Source organism: Micromonospora sp. WMMD737, assembly GCF_049179055.1.
Classification (GTDB): Bacteria; Actinomycetota; Actinomycetes; order Mycobacteriales; family Micromonosporaceae; genus Micromonospora; species Micromonospora reichwaldensis.
On sequence record NZ_JBMHMH010000001.1, the window covers coordinates 6372001 to 6389028 of the forward strand.

Annotated in this window: 11 protein-coding genes; 8 read left to right on the top strand and 3 right to left on the bottom strand. The window is 73.1% G+C overall.

Annotation, left to right across the window (positions count from 1 at the left end; genetic code table 11):
- The first annotated feature begins 71 nt into the window (after nt 1–71).
- The 3 genes from ACN27A_RS28370 to ACN27A_RS28380 all read left to right on the top strand — a co-directional run bounded on the left by ACN27A_RS28370 (nt 72) and on the right by ACN27A_RS28380 (nt 3434).
- Nucleotides 72–851 carry an ABC transporter ATP-binding protein gene (locus tag ACN27A_RS28370; protein WP_421457639.1) on the top strand — a complete coding sequence of 260 codons (780 nt, stop codon included), beginning with the start codon at nt 72–74 and terminating at the stop codon, nt 849–851.
- Nucleotides 852–1114: 263 nt separating this feature from the next.
- On the top strand, nt 1115–1690 hold the full coding sequence (locus tag ACN27A_RS28375; RefSeq protein ID WP_421457640.1) for a sigma-70 family RNA polymerase sigma factor: 576 nt from the start codon (nt 1115–1117) through the stop codon (nt 1688–1690).
- 544 nt (nt 1691–2234) lie between these two features.
- The gene (locus ACN27A_RS28380) at nt 2235–3434 is read left to right on the top strand and encodes a histidine kinase (protein WP_421457641.1); all 1200 of its coding nucleotides are present in this window, start codon (nt 2235–2237) and stop codon (nt 3432–3434) included.
- Here ACN27A_RS28380 and ACN27A_RS28385 read toward each other — a convergent pair.
- The 3 genes from ACN27A_RS28385 to ACN27A_RS28395 all read right to left on the bottom strand — a co-directional run bounded on the left by ACN27A_RS28385 (nt 3330) and on the right by ACN27A_RS28395 (nt 7885).
- Nucleotides 3330–3935, bottom strand: a complete 606-nt coding sequence (locus ACN27A_RS28385; RefSeq protein WP_421457642.1) for a response regulator transcription factor — start codon at nt 3933–3935, stop codon at nt 3330–3332. The two genes, ACN27A_RS28380 and ACN27A_RS28385, sit on opposite strands and share 105 nt — an antisense overlap.
- A 129-nt stretch (nt 3936–4064) precedes the next feature.
- The gene (locus ACN27A_RS28390; protein ID WP_421457643.1) at nt 4065–5534 is read right to left on the bottom strand and encodes a SagB family peptide dehydrogenase; all 1470 of its coding nucleotides are present in this window, start codon (nt 5532–5534) and stop codon (nt 4065–4067) included.
- Nucleotides 5535–5578: 44 nt separating this feature from the next.
- Nucleotides 5579–7885 (bottom strand): TOMM precursor leader peptide-binding protein, encoded by a 2307-nt coding sequence (locus tag ACN27A_RS28395; RefSeq protein ID WP_421457644.1) that lies wholly within the window; start codon nt 7883–7885, stop codon nt 5579–5581.
- Between the two features lie 291 nt (nt 7886–8176).
- Here ACN27A_RS28395 and ACN27A_RS28400 point away from each other — a divergent pair, with 291 nt between their 5' ends.
- Genes ACN27A_RS28400 through ACN27A_RS28420 form a run of 5 tightly spaced genes read left to right on the top strand, consistent with a single transcriptional unit; the run spans nt 8177 to nt 17026 of the window.
- Nucleotides 8177–9205: an AfsR/SARP family transcriptional regulator gene (locus ACN27A_RS28400; protein ID WP_421457645.1), complete on the top strand. Its 1029-nt coding sequence runs from the start codon at nt 8177–8179 to the stop codon at nt 9203–9205.
- A gap of 55 nt (nt 9206–9260) precedes the next feature.
- The gene (locus ACN27A_RS28405) at nt 9261–9833 is read left to right on the top strand and encodes an FcoT family thioesterase (protein ID WP_421457646.1); all 573 of its coding nucleotides are present in this window, start codon (nt 9261–9263) and stop codon (nt 9831–9833) included.
- A gap of 36 nt (nt 9834–9869) precedes the next feature.
- Nucleotides 9870–11438 carry a fatty acid--CoA ligase gene (locus tag ACN27A_RS28410; protein WP_225851891.1) on the top strand — a complete coding sequence of 523 codons (1569 nt, stop codon included), beginning with the start codon at nt 9870–9872 and terminating at the stop codon, nt 11436–11438.
- Between the two features lie 5 nt (nt 11439–11443).
- On the top strand, nt 11444–11791 hold the full coding sequence (locus ACN27A_RS28415) for a hypothetical protein (protein WP_421457647.1): 348 nt from the start codon (nt 11444–11446) through the stop codon (nt 11789–11791).
- A gap of 30 nt (nt 11792–11821) precedes the next feature.
- Nucleotides 11822–17026, top strand: coding sequence for a type I polyketide synthase (locus tag ACN27A_RS28420; protein ID WP_421457648.1), 5205 nt, complete (start codon nt 11822–11824; stop codon nt 17024–17026).
- The last annotated feature ends 2 nt before the right edge of the window (nt 17027–17028 follow it).

A 17028-nucleotide genomic window follows, 5' to 3' on the forward strand; every position in this document is an offset into this window, starting at 1 on the left:
TCCTGTCCTGCTCCGCAGGAGTTCCGTTTCCTCCCCACGGCTAGAGCCGGGGGTTTCCACGGAGGTTTTCGATGAAGCTTCAGGTGCAGCAGGTGTGCGTCTCCATCGGTGGCACGCCGATCCTCCGCGACGTCAGCATGGAGGTCGCGCCCGGCGAGGTCGTCGGCCTGATCGGCCCCAACGGCAGCGGCAAGTCCACGCTCCTGCGGACCATCTACCGGTCGGTCCGGCCCGCCGACGGGAAGGTGCTGCTCGGCGACGAGGACGTCTGGTCGCTGTCGGCGCGGGCGGCTGCGCGGCGGACCGCCGCCGTCCTGCAGAACAGCCCCACCCCGCCGGGCCTGACCGTGCGGGAGGTCGCCGCGCTGGGTCGGACCCCGCACAAGGGGGTGTTCGACCGCGAGACGGCCGACGACAACGACATCGTCGTCGACGCGCTGGAGCGCACCGGCATGCTGGGGCACGCGGACCGGATCTACGGCTCGCTGTCCGGCGGTGAGCGGCAGCGGGTGCTGCTCGCCCGGGCGCTGGCCCAGCAGCCGCAGCTCCTGGTGCTCGACGAGCCGACCAACCACCTGGACATCCGGGCCCGGTTCGAGCTGCTGGAACTGGTGCACACGCTGGCCGTCACCACGCTGGCGGTGCTGCACGACCTGGACCTCGCGGTGCGCAGCTGCGACCGCCTCGTCGTGCTGGACCGCGGGGAGGTGGTCGCGTCGGGGCCGGTGCTGGAGGCGCTCACCCCCCAGGTGCTGTCCGGGGTCTTCGGGGTCACCGCCGAGACGGAACGTCACGACGACGGGGTCGTCCGCGTCACGTACGGCGCCCGGCCGCTGGCCAAGACGGGCTGAGCCGGGTGCGGCGCACGTGCCCGCCGCCCGGCCGGACCCGGCCGGGCGGCACCCCGTCGGGCGGGCGGCGCGCCCCGGGCGGGCGGCCCCCGTCGGGCGCGCGCCCGTCGCCGCGTTCCCCGCGCCCGTGCGCTGCGCGGTCCCCGGGACGCCCGGCACGCTGCCCGAACGGTTCCACCGAATTCTGGTTCCCGGCGATGAGGCCGACTGGACTGCCACTGGAATCCGTTCTTCTCCGCATCCCGCATGGTTACCGTGAATTCATGTCGGAGCCACTGGAAGAAAGCGCGGTCACGGCTCTGGCCCTGGCCGTCGGGCGCGGCGACCGTTCCGCGGCGGATCCTCTCGTCCGCAGCACGCAGCGTGACGTCTGGCGATTCCTGGTCTATCTGGTGGGGCACGCCGACGCCGAGGACCTGACGCAGGAGACGTTCGTCCGCGCGCTGGGCAGCGCGCACCTGTTCACCGGGCGCCACCACGCACGGTCCTGGCTGCTGGCCATCGCGCGGCACGTGGCCGCCGACCACTTCCGCGCCGCCGCGAGCCGGCCCCGGATCGTGTCCGACCAGGACTGGCAGGCCACCGCGGAGCGTTCCGCGGCCCACCACCTGCCCGGCCCGGACGACACGGTCGCGCTCAACCTCGCGGTACGCACGCTGCCCGCGGCCCGCCGCGACGCGTTCGTGCTCACCCAGGTCGTCGGCCTCGGATACGCGGAGGCGGCCGAACTGTGCGGCTGTCCCGTCGGCACGATCCGCTCCCGCGTCGCGCGGGCCCGCCGCGACCTCGTGTCGGTCCTGGCACCGGCCCCTCGGCGGCGTCCGGCGCTGCCCCGGTAGGCCCTCACCACCGCGCGGCGGCCCCCGCGCCAAATGTCCCTACTAGAGGATATGACGTGACGGTGGCAAATGTTCCCTAGCATCGATTAGGACCCTTTCGCGCTTCGGCGGCCAGGGATGGACGGCTTGACGGCCGTCATTTTTTTGTGGAAAGGTCGACCCTCAAGGGGGAAGGTGTCCGTAAGGGCACATCGCAATTCGGGGCCGGGAATCCGTCAAAATCGTTTGCGTTGCGTAACAACTCGGTGAGGTGCGACGCCTGTCGGCGTCCGATCGGCCGCACCGGGTTCCTGCGCGGGTCGACGAGGCATTCCCGCCCTCGGGTCGATCACTGGGGAGTGTGTCGTGGTTGTTGGATCGACGCCCGTCACCGGGCATCGCGGCTGGCGGGGGGCCGGCCACACCGGGTACGGGGCCAGTTGGCCTCTGGGCGTACACCGGCTGCGCTAGAGCATACGAGAGCGCTGCTGCCGTGAACCTCTCCGTCACACCAGGGCGCTCATCATCGCGAGGGGCCGCGCCGCTACCGGCGCCCCGTCTCGCGATGGGCGTCGTCACCGCCGTCTTCGCAAGCATCAGTCTCATCGGCTTCATCCACGTCATGTTCCTGCCGGTCGGTCCGGTCGCCATCGCGCTGTCGTTCACGTGCATCGCCGTCCTGATGGCGATGCAGTTGCTGTGGTACGGCCGGGACCACGGACGCCTGCGCACGCCGCTGGGCTACGGCGTCCTCGCCACCCAGGCCGCGCTGGTCTACCTGCCGATCCTGACCTTCGGGCAGGCGTGGGTCGGCATGCCGGGCTTCCTGGCGGGCAGCGTGCTGCTCGTGCTGCGGGCGGTCACGGCGTGGGTGACCTTCGTCCTCATCGTCGCGTCGATGGCCGTCGCGCAGTGGATCTTCACCCGCGCGCCGATCGACATGCTCTACACCGCGATCTCCACCGTCACGACAGGGCTCGTGGTGTACGGGTTGTCCCGGCTGACCGCCCTCGTCGTCGAGGTGCAGGAGAGCCGTGCGGAGATCGCCCGCATGGCGGTGCTGCGGGAGCGGCTGCGGTTCGCCCGCGACCTGCACGACCTGCTCGGCTACAGTCTGTCCGCCATCTCGCTCAAGATCGAGCTGGTGCACCGGCTGATGGAGAAGTCACCGCAGGAGGCGAGCGACCAGCTGCTGGAGATCCTGGAGATATCGCGGGTCGCGCTCTCGGACGCGCGGACCGTCGCCAGTGGCTACCGCGAACTGTCGCTGGAGGAGGAGTGCCGGTCCGCCGTGTCCGTGCTGTCCGCCGCAGACATCCAGGTGCAGCTGGACAGCGACCACCTGGACCTGCCGGTCCAGGTGAGCACGGTGCTCGCCACGGTGCTGCGGGAGGGGGTGACCAACATCCTGCGGCACAGCAAGGCCAAGCGCTGCGACATCACCATCCGGCAGACGCAGGACGACGCCTGGATCGAGATCGTGAACGACGACCTGGCCGTCGGGCCGCCCAGGGACCCGGGCAGCGGTCGGAACGGGCTGCGCAACCTGTGCGTACGCGCCGAGGAGATCGGCGGCTCGCTGACGGTCGACCAGCAGCCGGACCAGTTCCGGCTCTGCGCCAGGGTGCCCCTGCGGCTGGAGCGCCACGGGGCGTCCCGGTCACAACCAGCCGGCCTCCCGGGCGACCCGGATGGCGTCGACGCGGTTGCGCGCGGAGAGCTTGTTGACGATCGTGGTCAGGTAGTTGCGGACGGTGCCGACTGACAGGAACATCTGCGCCGCGATGTCGACGGCCTGGAGTCCCTCCGCCGTGAGGCGGAGGACTTCGGTCTCGCGCGCCGTGAGGGGGCACTCGGCGCTGTCCCAGGCGGACATCGCGAGCTGGCTGTCGACGACCCGGCGGCCGGCGGCGACGCTGCGGATGGCGTCGACCAGCTGCTCGGTCGGGGCGTCCTTCAGCAGGAAGCCGGTCGCCTTGGCGGACAACGCCCGGCGCAGGGTGCCCGGTCGGCCGAGCGCGGTCAGGACCAGGGTGCGGATCTCCGGCAGGTGGACCTGGATGTCGGCGATGGCGGAGAGCCCGTCCTTGCCCGGCAGGTCGATGTCGATCACGGCGACGTCGGGCCGGAACCGCCGCGCCATGGGGAGGATCTCCGTGCCCGAGGCGACCGCGGCGACGACCTCGATGTCCGGCTCCAGGTTGAGCAACGCGACCAGCGCATCGCGGACCATGTGCATGTCCTCGGCCAACAACACCTTGATCAACTTGGCATCCCCTGTCGGGCCGGCGCAATTAACCCCGTTCTATCACGCGCCCGCACGCATCCTGAATGCTGTTTTCGCGCCCGCCCGCGAAGTGTCGCCGAACCATTTGCCGGCGGTCGATCGGCCTATTCACATTCCGTGCACGCCCAGGTACTCGTCGTTACAGGACATGTCGTTTTCGGGTAGTCCGATGGCGAATTCGCCGACTCCGACCTCCGCCGGCCAGTCGAGCCCGAACGCCGATGCGGAGACCCTGGCGTCGCCCATGGTCAGGGCGCACGTGGCGAGCCCGAGCATCGTGGCGACGAGGCAGAGCGTCTGCTGGAGCATGCCGACGTGCTTCAGGGTGGTGGCGTAGGAGATGCTGTCGTACACCCAGGAGAGCCTGCCCACCCGCGCGGTCATGGTGATCAGCACCGGCGGGGGCCGCCGGCCCCCGACGGACACCCGGGCGTTGTCGAGCATCTCGTCGATGTCCGCCGGACTGGAGTTGACGAGGGTCAGCGCGTGCTCGACCGGACTGTAGTGGTAGATCCCGCGCCGCAGGTCCGGGCAGCGGTCCACCGTCAGGTACAACTCCAGCTCGTACAGCGAACCCGCGCTGGGATACGGCCGTCGCGTCACCGTGTACCGCACGTTGTCCGGAGCCGTGGCCACCGTCTGCATCCGGACCCGCGCCGTGTGGAAGAGCAGTTCCCCGAGTTCGCGGGTCGACGGCGCCGCCTCGGCGAACGTGCGGGTGGACCGGCGCTGGTCGACGGCCTCGGTGAGCGTCATCCCGTGCGGAACCGGGACGGGCGGCCGGTACATCGGGATCCGCGGCCCGGCGGGCGCCGGCTTGACGGCGGCAGGGGGCGGCAGGGTCGCGACGTGACGGAACGTCGCGCCGGCGGGGTCGTCGTGCGTGCCGAGCCTGCTGCGCGAGTGGAACAGCAGGTCGTACGGCGACCACATCGCCAGCGTGGGGTCGGAGTCCTCGTGGAACCGCGACGTGCCGGCCGCACCGACGACGACCATGCCCGCGCCGACCAGGTAGGCGACGACGTCGGCCACCCCGGGCAGCGCCAGGCCGACCCGCCGCGCCACCTCGACGACGGTGGTCGCGCGGGGGAGCGCGCCGAGCACCAGCGACACCTGCGGCCGGTGCAGCAGCACCCGGTGGTGCGACAGCGGGGACTCGAGCACCAGTTCCCCGTCCCGCTGGTGGGCGAACGCGAAACGGGACAACCTGACCGGCTGGTCCTCGGCCACCTCCGGCAGCTCGAACACCCCCAGCGGGGACACCGGCTGGACGGACAGCAGCGGCACCGGTGAGTCCCGCGAGCCGAGCGAGCGGACTATCCGGCCGGGCAGACGGTCGAGGAGCGACCGGAGGGCGTGCCCGTCCAGCCCGGCGACGTTGCCGAGCGCGACCGGCCCGTAGGTCATGCGGTGCAGGACCTCCTCGACGGCGGGCGCGGGGCGGCCCACCGGGACGTCGCCCCAGCGGGTGAGGATGGTCAGACTGCCGTCCTCAGCCGTCTCGATGGTCACGTCGTCCCGGAAGGACCACAGCGACAGGCTCGGTCCGGGGCGGGACGTGTCGGCGTCGGATGGCAACCTGGCTCCTCGACGGGCGTGGCTGGGGCCACGTGCACCCCGCTCTACACGAAAAGTGGTATCGGGTTGAGGTTCTCGTACTCCGTGGGGCGGTCGAGCCTGCCGAGCTGCACCGGGACGTCGAACAGTCTGCCCGGCGCGAACCTCGCCCAGAAGCCGCGCATCCCCGGCACGATGGCCTTCACCACGGGGAGCCCGACGTCCGGGCGGGTCTGGTCGAGCACCAGCACGTCGAGTCCCAGTGCCTCCAACCTGTGCTGCACCGAGCGGACGTCGGCCAGCAGGTCGTCCGTCGGGGTGTGGCGGTAGTCGGCGAGCCGGCGCGCCGGCACCGCCGGATCGGGCCGCAGGTAGGCGTCCCCGGCCCAGGTGGCGGTGCGCCACCACCGTACGGCGTCCGGATCGGACCAGCCGTACCCGCCGTCGTCGTCGCCGCCGACCTCCGCCACGGTCGGCATCAACTGGTTCATCTCGGTGAGCGCGCGGACCAGCGCCGCCCGCGGGTCGGGGTGGGCGCCGAAGCCGAACATGATGTCCTCGCACCGCTTGTCGGTGCGCCGGGACAGCGCGGCCATGGTGGGGATCCCGACGTCCGACGACACGTCCAGCACCCACACCTCGCGGTGCAGGCCCGCGTAGACCTCCCTCAGCTCGTCGATCCAGCGGTCGCGGAAGCTGTCCAGGTCGACCGCGGGGGCCTGGGTGCGGTTGTACCACCAGAGGGCCACGGCGTCGCGCTCCACCACCTCCAGCAGGCCCTGGAGCAGCGCGTCCTCCAGGCTGCTGCCGGCGGCGTTGCCGTTGGAGTCCGCGCACAGCGACATCCCGCCGTGCTGCTCCGGCACGTTGAAGTAGAGCATCGAGGTGGGCAGCAGGCGGTGCCGCTGCTCGGTGAGCGACCACACCGGGGTCCAGCTCGTCACGGCCGCGTCGTCGAACGGCGCGCACACGTACTGGAACGGCGAGCAGGTGGCGTTCCAGCGGTCGCGGTCGGCGTACTGCCGCTCGTCGAACAGCAGGCAGTCGTCGGGGTGGACGGCGGTGCCGGCCAGCTCGGCGTAGCTGCCCGTGACCCGGGCCTCGTCGCCGTGGAAGTACGCGCTGTGCCGCTCGATGGCCTCGCACAGCGCGCTCACCTCGGCGTGCACGGGGGTCACGCCCTTGCCGCCGTTCTCGGCCCGCAGCGCGAAACGCATCTGCTCGGCGTTCCTGCGCGTGGTCATCGCGAGATTCGGGCCGGAGCGGAACGAGTTGAAGAAGGCCGGGCCCCGCCCGTCGCGGGTGATCTCCTTGACCACGCCGCTGACCGGGCTCACCAGGTGCCCGTAGTCGCGCAGCACCCGCTCCGGCGGCAGGGCGCGGTGGCTGCCGCCGGAGCGGGACGCCTTCGGCCGGCTGCGCAGCGGCACGGGGCGGAACGCCCGGTCCCGCTCGATGCCGGGGTCGCCGCACTCGGGGCACTGCGGCCGGGCGCGCACCTCGTGGTGGGCGCCGCGCAGGGTGACGCTGTCCAACGTCCACACCGCGCGCTGCCCGTCGTGCCGGAGCCCGGCCGTCCACTTCGCTGCCTCCAACGCCACCAGGTGCAGGGCGGCGGCGCCGAGCGGGGGCAGCGACACCGGCGGGGTGCCGATCTCCGTGCCGGGGCCGACGACGGCGCGCAGGCGCGTCTCGGCCTGGCGGTGGCCGCGCAGCCGGTGCCCCAGGCAGTGCCAGCACCCCGTCGCGGCGGCGGGGTCGAACACGGGCCCCACCCACACCTGTGCGCCGCCCGGCTTCGCGAGGAGCCAGGGCCGGCCTGCCGCGCGATGCGCGGCGTCGACGGCAGCCAACCCCTCGTCGAGGTAGTCCTCACAGAGCACAATCGATAAGTCGGCGGGCGGGGCCGAAAAGTTCCCGGACACCGGCGTCACCGTCAACCCGGCCGCGCGCAGCGCGTCCGTCGCCGCCACGGCGTCCTCCGCACGGCCGCCGACGCGGACGAGGTCGACCCGGGCGGTGGCGGTGGCCCGTACGGCGGCGGTGGGGTCCAGACCCGCCGCCTCCCAGTACGCGAGCGCGGGCTCGTCGGCCTCCGCCTCCCGCGCCGGCCGCAGCGTCACCAGGCCGGCGTCGACGAGCCGCCGGACCACCGTGCCGATCTCGGCGGGCGACATCCCGGCCGGACTGTCCCGGACCAGTTCCGTCAGGTCACGGGTGCCGTCGAGCAGCGGGGCGAGGGCCTCGACGTGCGCCCCGCTGACCGAGGTCGCTCCGCGCTCGGAGAGCAGGTAGACCGCGTCGCCGCGTACCACGTGGGCCCGCAGGTGCCGCTTGAACCCGACGCGCAGCTGTGCATCCCCACCCGACATGGCTGCTCCCTGCTCGACCAGTGCCGCTCCAGCGACACTCCAGCGTGCCTCCAGCCAGCCTCGCGGCAGCGCAGGCTGCGGGCAAGTGCCGCGGTCACATGCTGCCCCCTCGTTTGGTCATGCCCGTCCATGACGCGGTCACTATCGGCTCGACCTTCGCTTGGAATAGCGTAGAAGCCTGTCCTGACTCCCCCTGGTCGGAATCGTCGCTCCCGTCACGGAACCAGTACGCCGACACGATCGTCGGCAGTGGAAAGTGCGGTGGATCCGACTGATAGCGAGGTCGGCGAAATGATTACCAAGTTTGCGGAACTGGGATCGATGTCGCACGAGGAGAAACTGACGCTCCTCGCCGCGTTGCTGGAGTCGGCGGCCGAACCCGCGACGGAAGTCCGGCGCGCCGAGCCGCCGCCGGTCGTGCCGCCCCGGCACCCGGCGGGGAACCCGCTCGCCGGGCTGCGGTTCGAACTGCTCGGCCCGCTCGTCATCCGGCACGACGGGGTCGACATCGCACCGAGCGCACCGAAGCTGCGGCTGGTCCTGTCCGCGTTGCTGTTCAACGTGAACCAGCCGGTCGGCGCGTCGGTGCTCGTCCGGGAGCTGTGGAGCACGGGGGCGCCCCGCACCGCCCACGCCACCCTCCAGACGTACATGTTCAAGGTGCGCAAGCTCTTCCGCGGCGTGCTCGGCGGCTCCGTCGAGGACATCGCGCGCGACGTCCTGCTCACCTGCTCCGGGGGCTACACGCTGCGGGCGGACCCGAAGCAGCTCGACATCGTCGAGTTCGACGAGCTGGTCACGGCGGGCACCGCGGCGATGCACGCGGGCGACTACGAACAGGCTGGCGCGCACCTGCGCCGGTCGCTGGCGCTCTGGCGCGGCAACGTCGTGCACCAGGGCCAGTGGGGCCCGCAGCTGCGCGCCCAGGCCGCGCGGCTCGAGGAGCGACGGTTCTACGCGTACACCACCAGGATCGACGCCGACCTCTGCCTGGGCCGGCACCGGGAGGCGACCTCCGAGCTCGCGTCGCTGGTCGTGGAGCACCCGCTGCACGAGTCGGCGCACACGATGCTGATGCTCGCGCTGCACCGGTCGGGCCGCACGCCGGCGGCGCTGGAGGTCTACCTGCGGTTCCGGCGGCGGATGATGAACGAACTCGGCATCGAGCCCTCGGAGCGGATCCAGGCGCTGCACCTGGCGCTGCTGTCGACCGACCCGCTGCTCGCGGACCTGTCGCTCACCTCCGACATGCTGCTGGACCGGCTCGTCGGCCGGGTCCGCCACGGGCGTCGGCTGAGTTCTTCCGCTGTTACCGGCTGATGGGCCGGCCGCGATTACCTTCAATTTCGCACTCGTGCGCAAAGGAGGAATAGCAATGACCACATCGCCGGTGAAGAACAGTGCGCCTATCGGGCGTGCGACATTTGCCAACGACCCGGGACTGCTTTCGGACGTGCTGCGCCCGTACGCGAGGCCGAAGACCCAGTACCTGAAGTCCGCGACGGTCACCGTCGCCAACGGGCTGGCGAGCGCGGAGGGCGAGTTCGCCATCCCGTACCCGTGCTACATCGACGACACCGGTCACCTCAACTCGGTCGAGGTGAACATCTGCTTCAACCAGCTCATGTACTACCTGATCGCCAAGTGCGTCCAGGAGCGGGCGGTGCCCGCGCTGGCCGCGTGGACGATGGAGGACTACTGGGCCAAGCAGCTGCCGGACATGCTGATCGCGAACTTCACCAGCAGGTTCCGCCGGCCGATCGACTCGTCGTCGTTCCACGGCGAGGTCTCCTTCGCCGAGTTCAGCGAGCGCAACCGCAGCAAGCCGGTCCAGATCATCGACATGCCCTGGCGCTTCTGGGACACCCAGGGTGGCGTCGCCGACGGCGAGGTACGGATGGCGCTGGTCAACCCGCCCGGCATGCGTTTCCAGGCCGACGCGGCGTGAGCCGCCCCCACCCGTACGTCCCCTGAGGAGGACCCGGTGACTGTTCAGTTGCGCACCCTCGTCGACGTGGTGCGCAGGCACGCCGTCCAGCAGCCGGACGTCGTCGCCATGGTCTGCGAGGGCCGGCGCGTCGACTACGCCACCCTGCACCGCGTCAGCAACCAGGTCGCGCGCGCCCTCCAGGCGGCGGGCCTGCGCCCCGGTGACCGCATCGCCTACCTGGGCAGGGAGTCCGAGCACTACTACGAGCTGCTCTTCGGCGCCGCGAAGACCGGCGTGGTGCTGGTGCCGATCAACTGGCGGCTGGCCGCCGGCGAGGTCGAGCACATCCTGCGCGACTCGGGCGCGGCCCTGCTCTTCGTCGACTCGGACTCGGCCGCCGTCGCCGAGAAGCTGGCGGCGGAACTGCCGACGCTGACCGGGGTGGTCGGGCTCGACGAGCCGGGTGCCGCCGGGGCCGGCTTCACCGCCTGGGTGTCGGCGCAACCGGACGCGAACGTGCTGGCCAGGGTCACCCCCGACACGCCGCTGGTGCAGATGTACACCAGCGGCACGACGGGCCTGCCGAAGGGCGTCGTACTCGCGCACCGCAGCTTCTTCGCGGTACGCCAGGCGCTCGCCTCGGCGGAACTGGACTGGATCGACTGGCGCGAGGGCGACGTCAGCCTCGTCGGCATGGCCGGTTTCCACATCGGCGGCCTGTGGTGGGCGACGCAGGGCTTCGTGTCGGGCGTGACGAACGTCGTGATGCGCGAGTTCACCACGGCGGGCGCGGTCGAGCTGATCAGGACGCTGCGCGTCACCACCGCCTGCCTGGTGCCCGCGATGCTGCGGCTGCTGCTGGCGGAGCCCGGCGTGTCGAAGGAGGACTTCACCTCGCTGCGCAAGGTGGTCTATGGCGGCGCGCCCATCTCGGCGGCGCTGCTGGCCCGCTGCGTCGAGGGTTTCGGCTGCGAGTTCGCCCAGATCTACGGCCTGACCGAGACCGGCAACACGGCCATCTGCCTGCCCCCGGCCGACCACACGCCGGACAGCGGCCGGATGCAGGCGGCGGGGCGCCCCTACCCGGGTTTCGAGGTCAAGATCGCCGACAGCCGGGGCGAGCCGCTGCCGCCCGGCGAGATCGGCGAGGTCTGGCTGCGTACGCCGGCGGCGATGGTCGAGTACTGGAACCTGCCCGAGGCCACGGCGAAGACGCTCGTCGACGGGTGGGTGGTCACCGGTGACGCGGGCGTGCTGGACGAGGACGGCTACCTGTTCATCCGGGACCGGATCAAGGACATGATCATCGTGGCGGGGGAGAACGTCTACCCGGCGGAGGTCGAGCACGTCATCGGGCGCCACCCGCTGGTCGCCGAGTCGGCCGTCGTGGGCGTGCCGGACGAGCGCTGGGGCGAGGCCGTGCACGCGTTCGTGGTGCCGGTGGAGGGGCAGCAGCTCACCGAGAGCGACCTCGCCCTGCACCTGCGCGGCAAGCTCGCCGCCTTCAAGCAGCCCCTGCACTACGAGTTCATCGACCGGGTGCCCCGCAACCCCAGCGGCAAGATCCTGCGCCGCGAGCTGCGCGAGCGATTCTGGCAGGGTCACGAGCGCAGGGTGAGCTGATCGCGATGACCACCGAGCGCGAACGCCGCGCCCCGCTGCACCGGCTGCCCCGGCCGGCACGGCGGCGCGGCGCCACGCTGCTCGACGCCACGCCGCCCGACGCCACGCCGCTCGACGCCCTCGCCGCCATCCACCACACGACGATCGCGGCGCCCGGCGGGACCGGACGCCGCGAACTCGTGGCGCGTGGCGTCGCAGAACACGGGCGGGTCGTGGGCGGCCCCCACCGCGCACCCGACCTCGGCGTGGTCGCCGAGGTCGTCCGCCCGGAGGACACCCGGGCCCGTCCCGTGTCCGCGCCCGCCGCCGGCCCCGTCCGGCGGCGCGGCGCGCACGGGCGCATCCCGCTCTAGCACACGATCCCCCACCGGTCCGCCCTTGGAGTGACGTCGATGCCCGACAACGAGGAAAAGCTGCTCGACTACCTCAGGCGGACGACAGCGGAGCTGCGCGAGACGCGGCGGAAGCTGCGTGACGCGGAGGAGGCCGCGCACGAGCCCATCGCGATCGTCGGAATGGCGTGCCGGTATCCGGGGGGCGTGCGTACGCCGGAGGACCTGTGGGACCTGGTCGCCGCCGGACGCGACGGGATCGGCGGCTTCCCCACGGACCGGGGCTGGAACGTGGGGGAGCTGTACGACCCCACGCCCGGCACGCCGGGCCGGTCGTACACCCGCGAGGGCGGCTTCCTGCCCGACGCCGCGAACTTCGACGCCGAGTTCTTCGGGATCAGCCCGCGCGAGGCGTTGACCACGGACCCGCAGCAGCGGCTGCTGCTGGAGACCTCGTGGGAGGCGTTGGAGAACGCGGGCATCGACCCGGCGGGGCTGCGGGGCAGTGCCACCGGCGTGTTCGCCGGAATGATGTACCACGACTACACGGGCAACAGCTCCACGGGCTCGATCGCCTCGGGTCGGGTGGCGTACACGTTCGGGCTGGAGGGGCCGGCGGTCACCGTCGACACCGCCTGCTCGTCGTCGCTGGTCGCCCTGCACCTCGCCGGGCAGGCGCTGCGCAACGGCGAGTGCACGCTGGCGCTGGCCGGCGGCGTGACGGTGATGGCGACCCCGGAGACGTTCATCGAGTTCTCCCGGCAGCGCGGGCTGTCGCCGGACGGCCGCTGCAAGTCCTTCGCCGCCGCCGCCGACGGGACCGGCTGGTCCGAGGGCGTCGGCGTGCTCGTGCTGGAGCGGCTGTCGGACGCGCGGCGCAACGGCCACCGCGTGCTGGCGGTGGTCCGGGGCACGGCCGTCAACTCCGACGGGGCCTCCAACGGCCTGACCGCCCCGAACGGGCCGGCGCAGCAGCGGGTGATCCGGGCCGCGCTGGCCAACGCGCGACTGTCGGCGAGCCAGGTCGACGTGGTCGAGGCGCACGGCACGGGCACCGTCCTGGGCGACCCGATCGAGGCGCAGGCGATCCTGGCCACCTATGGGCGGGACCGCGACCGGCCGCTCTGGCTGGGCTCGATCAAGTCGAACATCGGCCACACCCAGGCCGCGGCCGGCGTCGCCGGCCTGATCAAGATGGTGGGCGCGCTGCGGCACGGGCTGCTGCCGCGCACCCTGCACGTCGACGAGCCGTCCCCGAAGGTCGACTGGTCGGCGGGGGCGGTGTCGCTGCTGACCGAGCCGGTGGCGTGGCCCGCCGGCGACCGCCCGCGTCGTGCCGCCGTGTCGTCGTTCGGCATCAGCGGCACCAACGCCCACGTGGTGCTGGAGGAGCCCGAGCCGGCGGAGGCCCCCGAGCCCGTCGCCGCGGCCGAGCCGCCGGTGATCCCGTGGGTCCTCTCCGGACGGACGCCGGAGGCGGTACGGGCGCAGGCCGCGCGCCTGGCCGGCGCGGTGGCGGGCCGCGACCCCGAGGACGCCGGGTTCGCCCTGGCCGTCGGGTTCACGCTGGCCGTCGGGCGCACCGCGTTCGAGCACCGCGCCGCGGTGGTGGGCCGCGACCTCGCGGAGCTGGTACGCGCGCTGGAGGCCGGCGTGCAGCCGACCCCCGCCGGCACGGGCGGGCGGCTCGCCTTCCTGTTCACGGGGCAGGGCGCGCAGCGGCCGGGCATGGGCGCCGAACTCGCCGCCGCGTACCCCGTCTTCGCCGCCGCCTTCGACGAAGCCTGCGCCGCCCTCGACAAGCACCTCGACCGGCCCCTACGCGAGGTCATCGACACCGACGAGCTGCACCGGACCGGCTACACCCAGCCCGCCCTGTTCGCCTTCGAGGTCGCCCTGCACCGACTCCTCGAATCCTGGGGCGTGCACCCCCACGCCGTCGCCGGACACTCGATCGGCGAACTCGCCGCCGCCCACATCGCCGGCGTCCTCGACCTCACCGACGCCGCCACCCTCGTCGCCGCCCGCGCCCGCCTCATGCAGGCACTCCCGGCCGGCGGCGCGATGATCGCCGTCGAGGCGACCGAGGACCAGGTCACCCCCCACCTCACCGGCACCGTCGGCATCGCCGCCGTCAACACCGCCACCAACGTCGTCATCTCCGGCGACGACACCGCCACCCGCGCCGCCGCCGACGCACTCGCCGCCCAGGGCCACCGGACGAAGCGCCTCACCGTCTCGCACGCCTTCCACTCCCACCTGATGGACCCGATGCTCGACGACTACCGGGCCGTCGCCGCGTCCGTCACCCACCACGAACCCCGCATCCCCCTCGTCTCCACCGTCGACGGCCAACCGCTGCGACCCACCGCCGACCACTGGGTCGACCAGGTCCGCCGGGCCGTCCGCTTCCACGACGCCGTCACCACCCTCACCACCACCCACGACGTCGACACCTTCCTCGAGATCGGCCCCGACACCGTCCTCGCCACCGCCGCCGCCGGCGACGCCACCGCCATCGCCACCACCCGCCGAGGACAATCCGAGACGCACACCCTCACCAGGGCCGTCGCCGACCTGCACACCCGTGGCGTCCCGGTCGACTGGCCCACGTTCTTCGCCGGCGCCCGGACCACGGAGCTGCCGACGTACCCCTTCGAACGCCAGCGGTACTGGGCGGAGAACGCCGCCGCGACCGGGGCGGCGAGCCGGCTCGGGCTCGCCGACACCGAGCACCCCCTGCTCGGCGCGGCCGTCGCGCTGCCCGACTTCGACGGCGTCGTCTACACCGGCCGGCTGTCGACCGGCACCCACCCGTGGCTCGCCGACCACGTCGTCGCGGGCGTCGTGCTCGTTCCCGGCGCGGCGCTCGTCGAACTCGCGGTGCACGCCGCGGACGCGGTCGGCTGCCCGGTGCTGGAGGAGCTGACCACGGTCGCCCCGCTGGTCCTGCCCACCGACGGCGCGGTGCAACTGCGGTTGCGCGTCGGCGAGCCGGACGAGGAGGGCCGCCGCACCGTCGAGATCCACTCGCGCGGCGAGCACACCGGGACCTGGACGGCGCACGCCACCGGACTCGTCGCCGCGGACGCGGTCGCCGCGCCGGACACCGTGACCGAGTGGCCCCCCGCCGACGCCCGGCCGGTCGACCTGACCGACGCCTACGACCGGCTCGCCGACTCCGGCTACGAGTACGGGCGGGCGTTCCGTGGCGTCACGGCGGTCTGGGAACGCGGCGACGAACTGTTCGCCGAGGTCACCCTCCCCGAGGCGGACGAGCGCTTCGCGCTGCACCCCGCCCTGCTGGACGCCGCGCTGCACGCCCCGCTGCTGGCCGACCCCGCCGGCACGGGCAACACCGTGCTCCCGTTCTCGTGGCAGCATGTCGTGCTGCACGCCACGAACGCCACCGCCCTGCGGGTCCGCATCGCCCCCGTCGACTCCGGCTGGGCGATCACCGCGACGGACGGCACGGGCGCTCCCGTGGTGTCGGTGGGCAGGCTGGAGACCCGGCCGCTCGGCGCGCTCGACGCCCGCCCGACCCACCACGACTCGCTGTACGAGCTGACCTGGACCCCCGTGCCGGCAGCCGCAGGGCAGGACGGGGACGTACGGCTGCTCGACACGACCACGTTCCCGCCCGGCCCCGCCCCGGCGGACACCCCGGCCGGCGTCCGCGCCGTGCTGCACCGCGTCCTCGACGAGCTCACGTCGTGGCTGGCCGAACCCGCCGGACCCCGGATCGTCGTGCGTACCCGCGGCGCGGTGGCCCTGCCCGGCGAGGACGTCACCGACCTCGCGGGCGCCGCCGTGTGGGGGTTCGTCCGCTCGGTCCAGGCCGAGCACCCCGACCGCGTCGTCCTGGTCGACGGCGACGTGCTGCTGGCCGACGACGAGCCGCAGCTCGTGGTCCGCGACGGCGTCCCGTACGCCGCCCGGCTGGCCCGGGCGGCCACCGCCGACCCGGTCGCCACGGACCTCGACGCCGGGACGGTGCTGGTCTCCGGCGCGTCCGGCGCGTTGGGCGCGGTGGTGGCCCGGCACGTGGTGGCGGTGCACGGGGTGCGCGACCTGCTGCTGGTGTCCCGCCGTGGCGCGGGCGCCCCGGGCGCCGAGGAGTTGGCGGCGGAGCTGACCGCGTCGGGCGCGTCGGTGCGCTGGGCGGCCTGCGACGTGGCCGACCGCGACGCGGTGGCGAAGCTGGTCGCCGGCTGCGACCTGTCGGCGGTCGTGCACGTCGCCGGCGTGGTGGACGACGGCCTGCTGGCGTCGTTGTCGACGGAGCGCCTCGACCGGGTGCTGGCGCCGAAGGTGGACGCGGCGTGGCACCTGCACGAGGTGACGGCCGGGACGCCCCTGTCGGCGTTCGTGGTGTTCTCGTCGGCGGCGGGCGTGTTCGGCAACGTGGGCCAGGCGGCGTACTCCGCCGCAAACGCATTCCTGGACGCGCTGGTCGTGCGACGCCGGGCGGCCGGCCTGAGCGGGCAGTCCCTGGCGTGGGGCATGTGGGACGGGGGGATGGCGGGCGAGCTGACCGGCGCGGGGCGGCAGCGGCTGGCCCAGGCGGGCGTACGCGCCCTGCCGGTCGACGAGGGCCTGCGGCTGTTCGACGCCGCGCTCACCTGCGCCGCGCCGGTCCTCGTACCCATCGGGCTCGACCTCGGTGTGGTCGACGGCCCGCTCTACCGCGGCCTGGTCCGTCCCCGGACCCGGCGGGCGGCGTCCACCGGCGACGGCCTCGCCGCGCGCCTGGCCGGCCGGTCCGGACCGGAGTGCGCGGACCTGCTGCTGGACCTGGTCCGCACGAACGTCGCGACGGTGCTCGGGCACCGCGACCCCGACGCCGTCGACCCCGGCCGCGCCTTCACCGAGCTGGGTTTCGACTCGCTCGCCGCGCTGGAACTGCGCAACCAGCTCAACGCCGCGACCGGCCTGCGGCTGCCCGCCACCCTGACCTTCGACCGGCCCAACACCCGCGCGGTCGCGGAGCTGCTGTACGAGCGGCTCGTCCCCGACACCGGCAGCGACGGCGGGCTGCCGGAGGACGAGGTCCGCCGCATCCTGCTCGCCATCCCCCTCAGCCGGCTCCGGGACGCCGGCCTGATGGACAGCCTGCTCGAACTGGGCGGCGTCCGGGTCGCCGCCGCCGAGCCGGACGCCGCACCCAGCGGATCCATCGACGACATGGACGCCGACGCACTGATCAGCATGGCGCTCGCCGACCTCGGTGAAGCGACGACGGAAGCGGGGAGCTGACC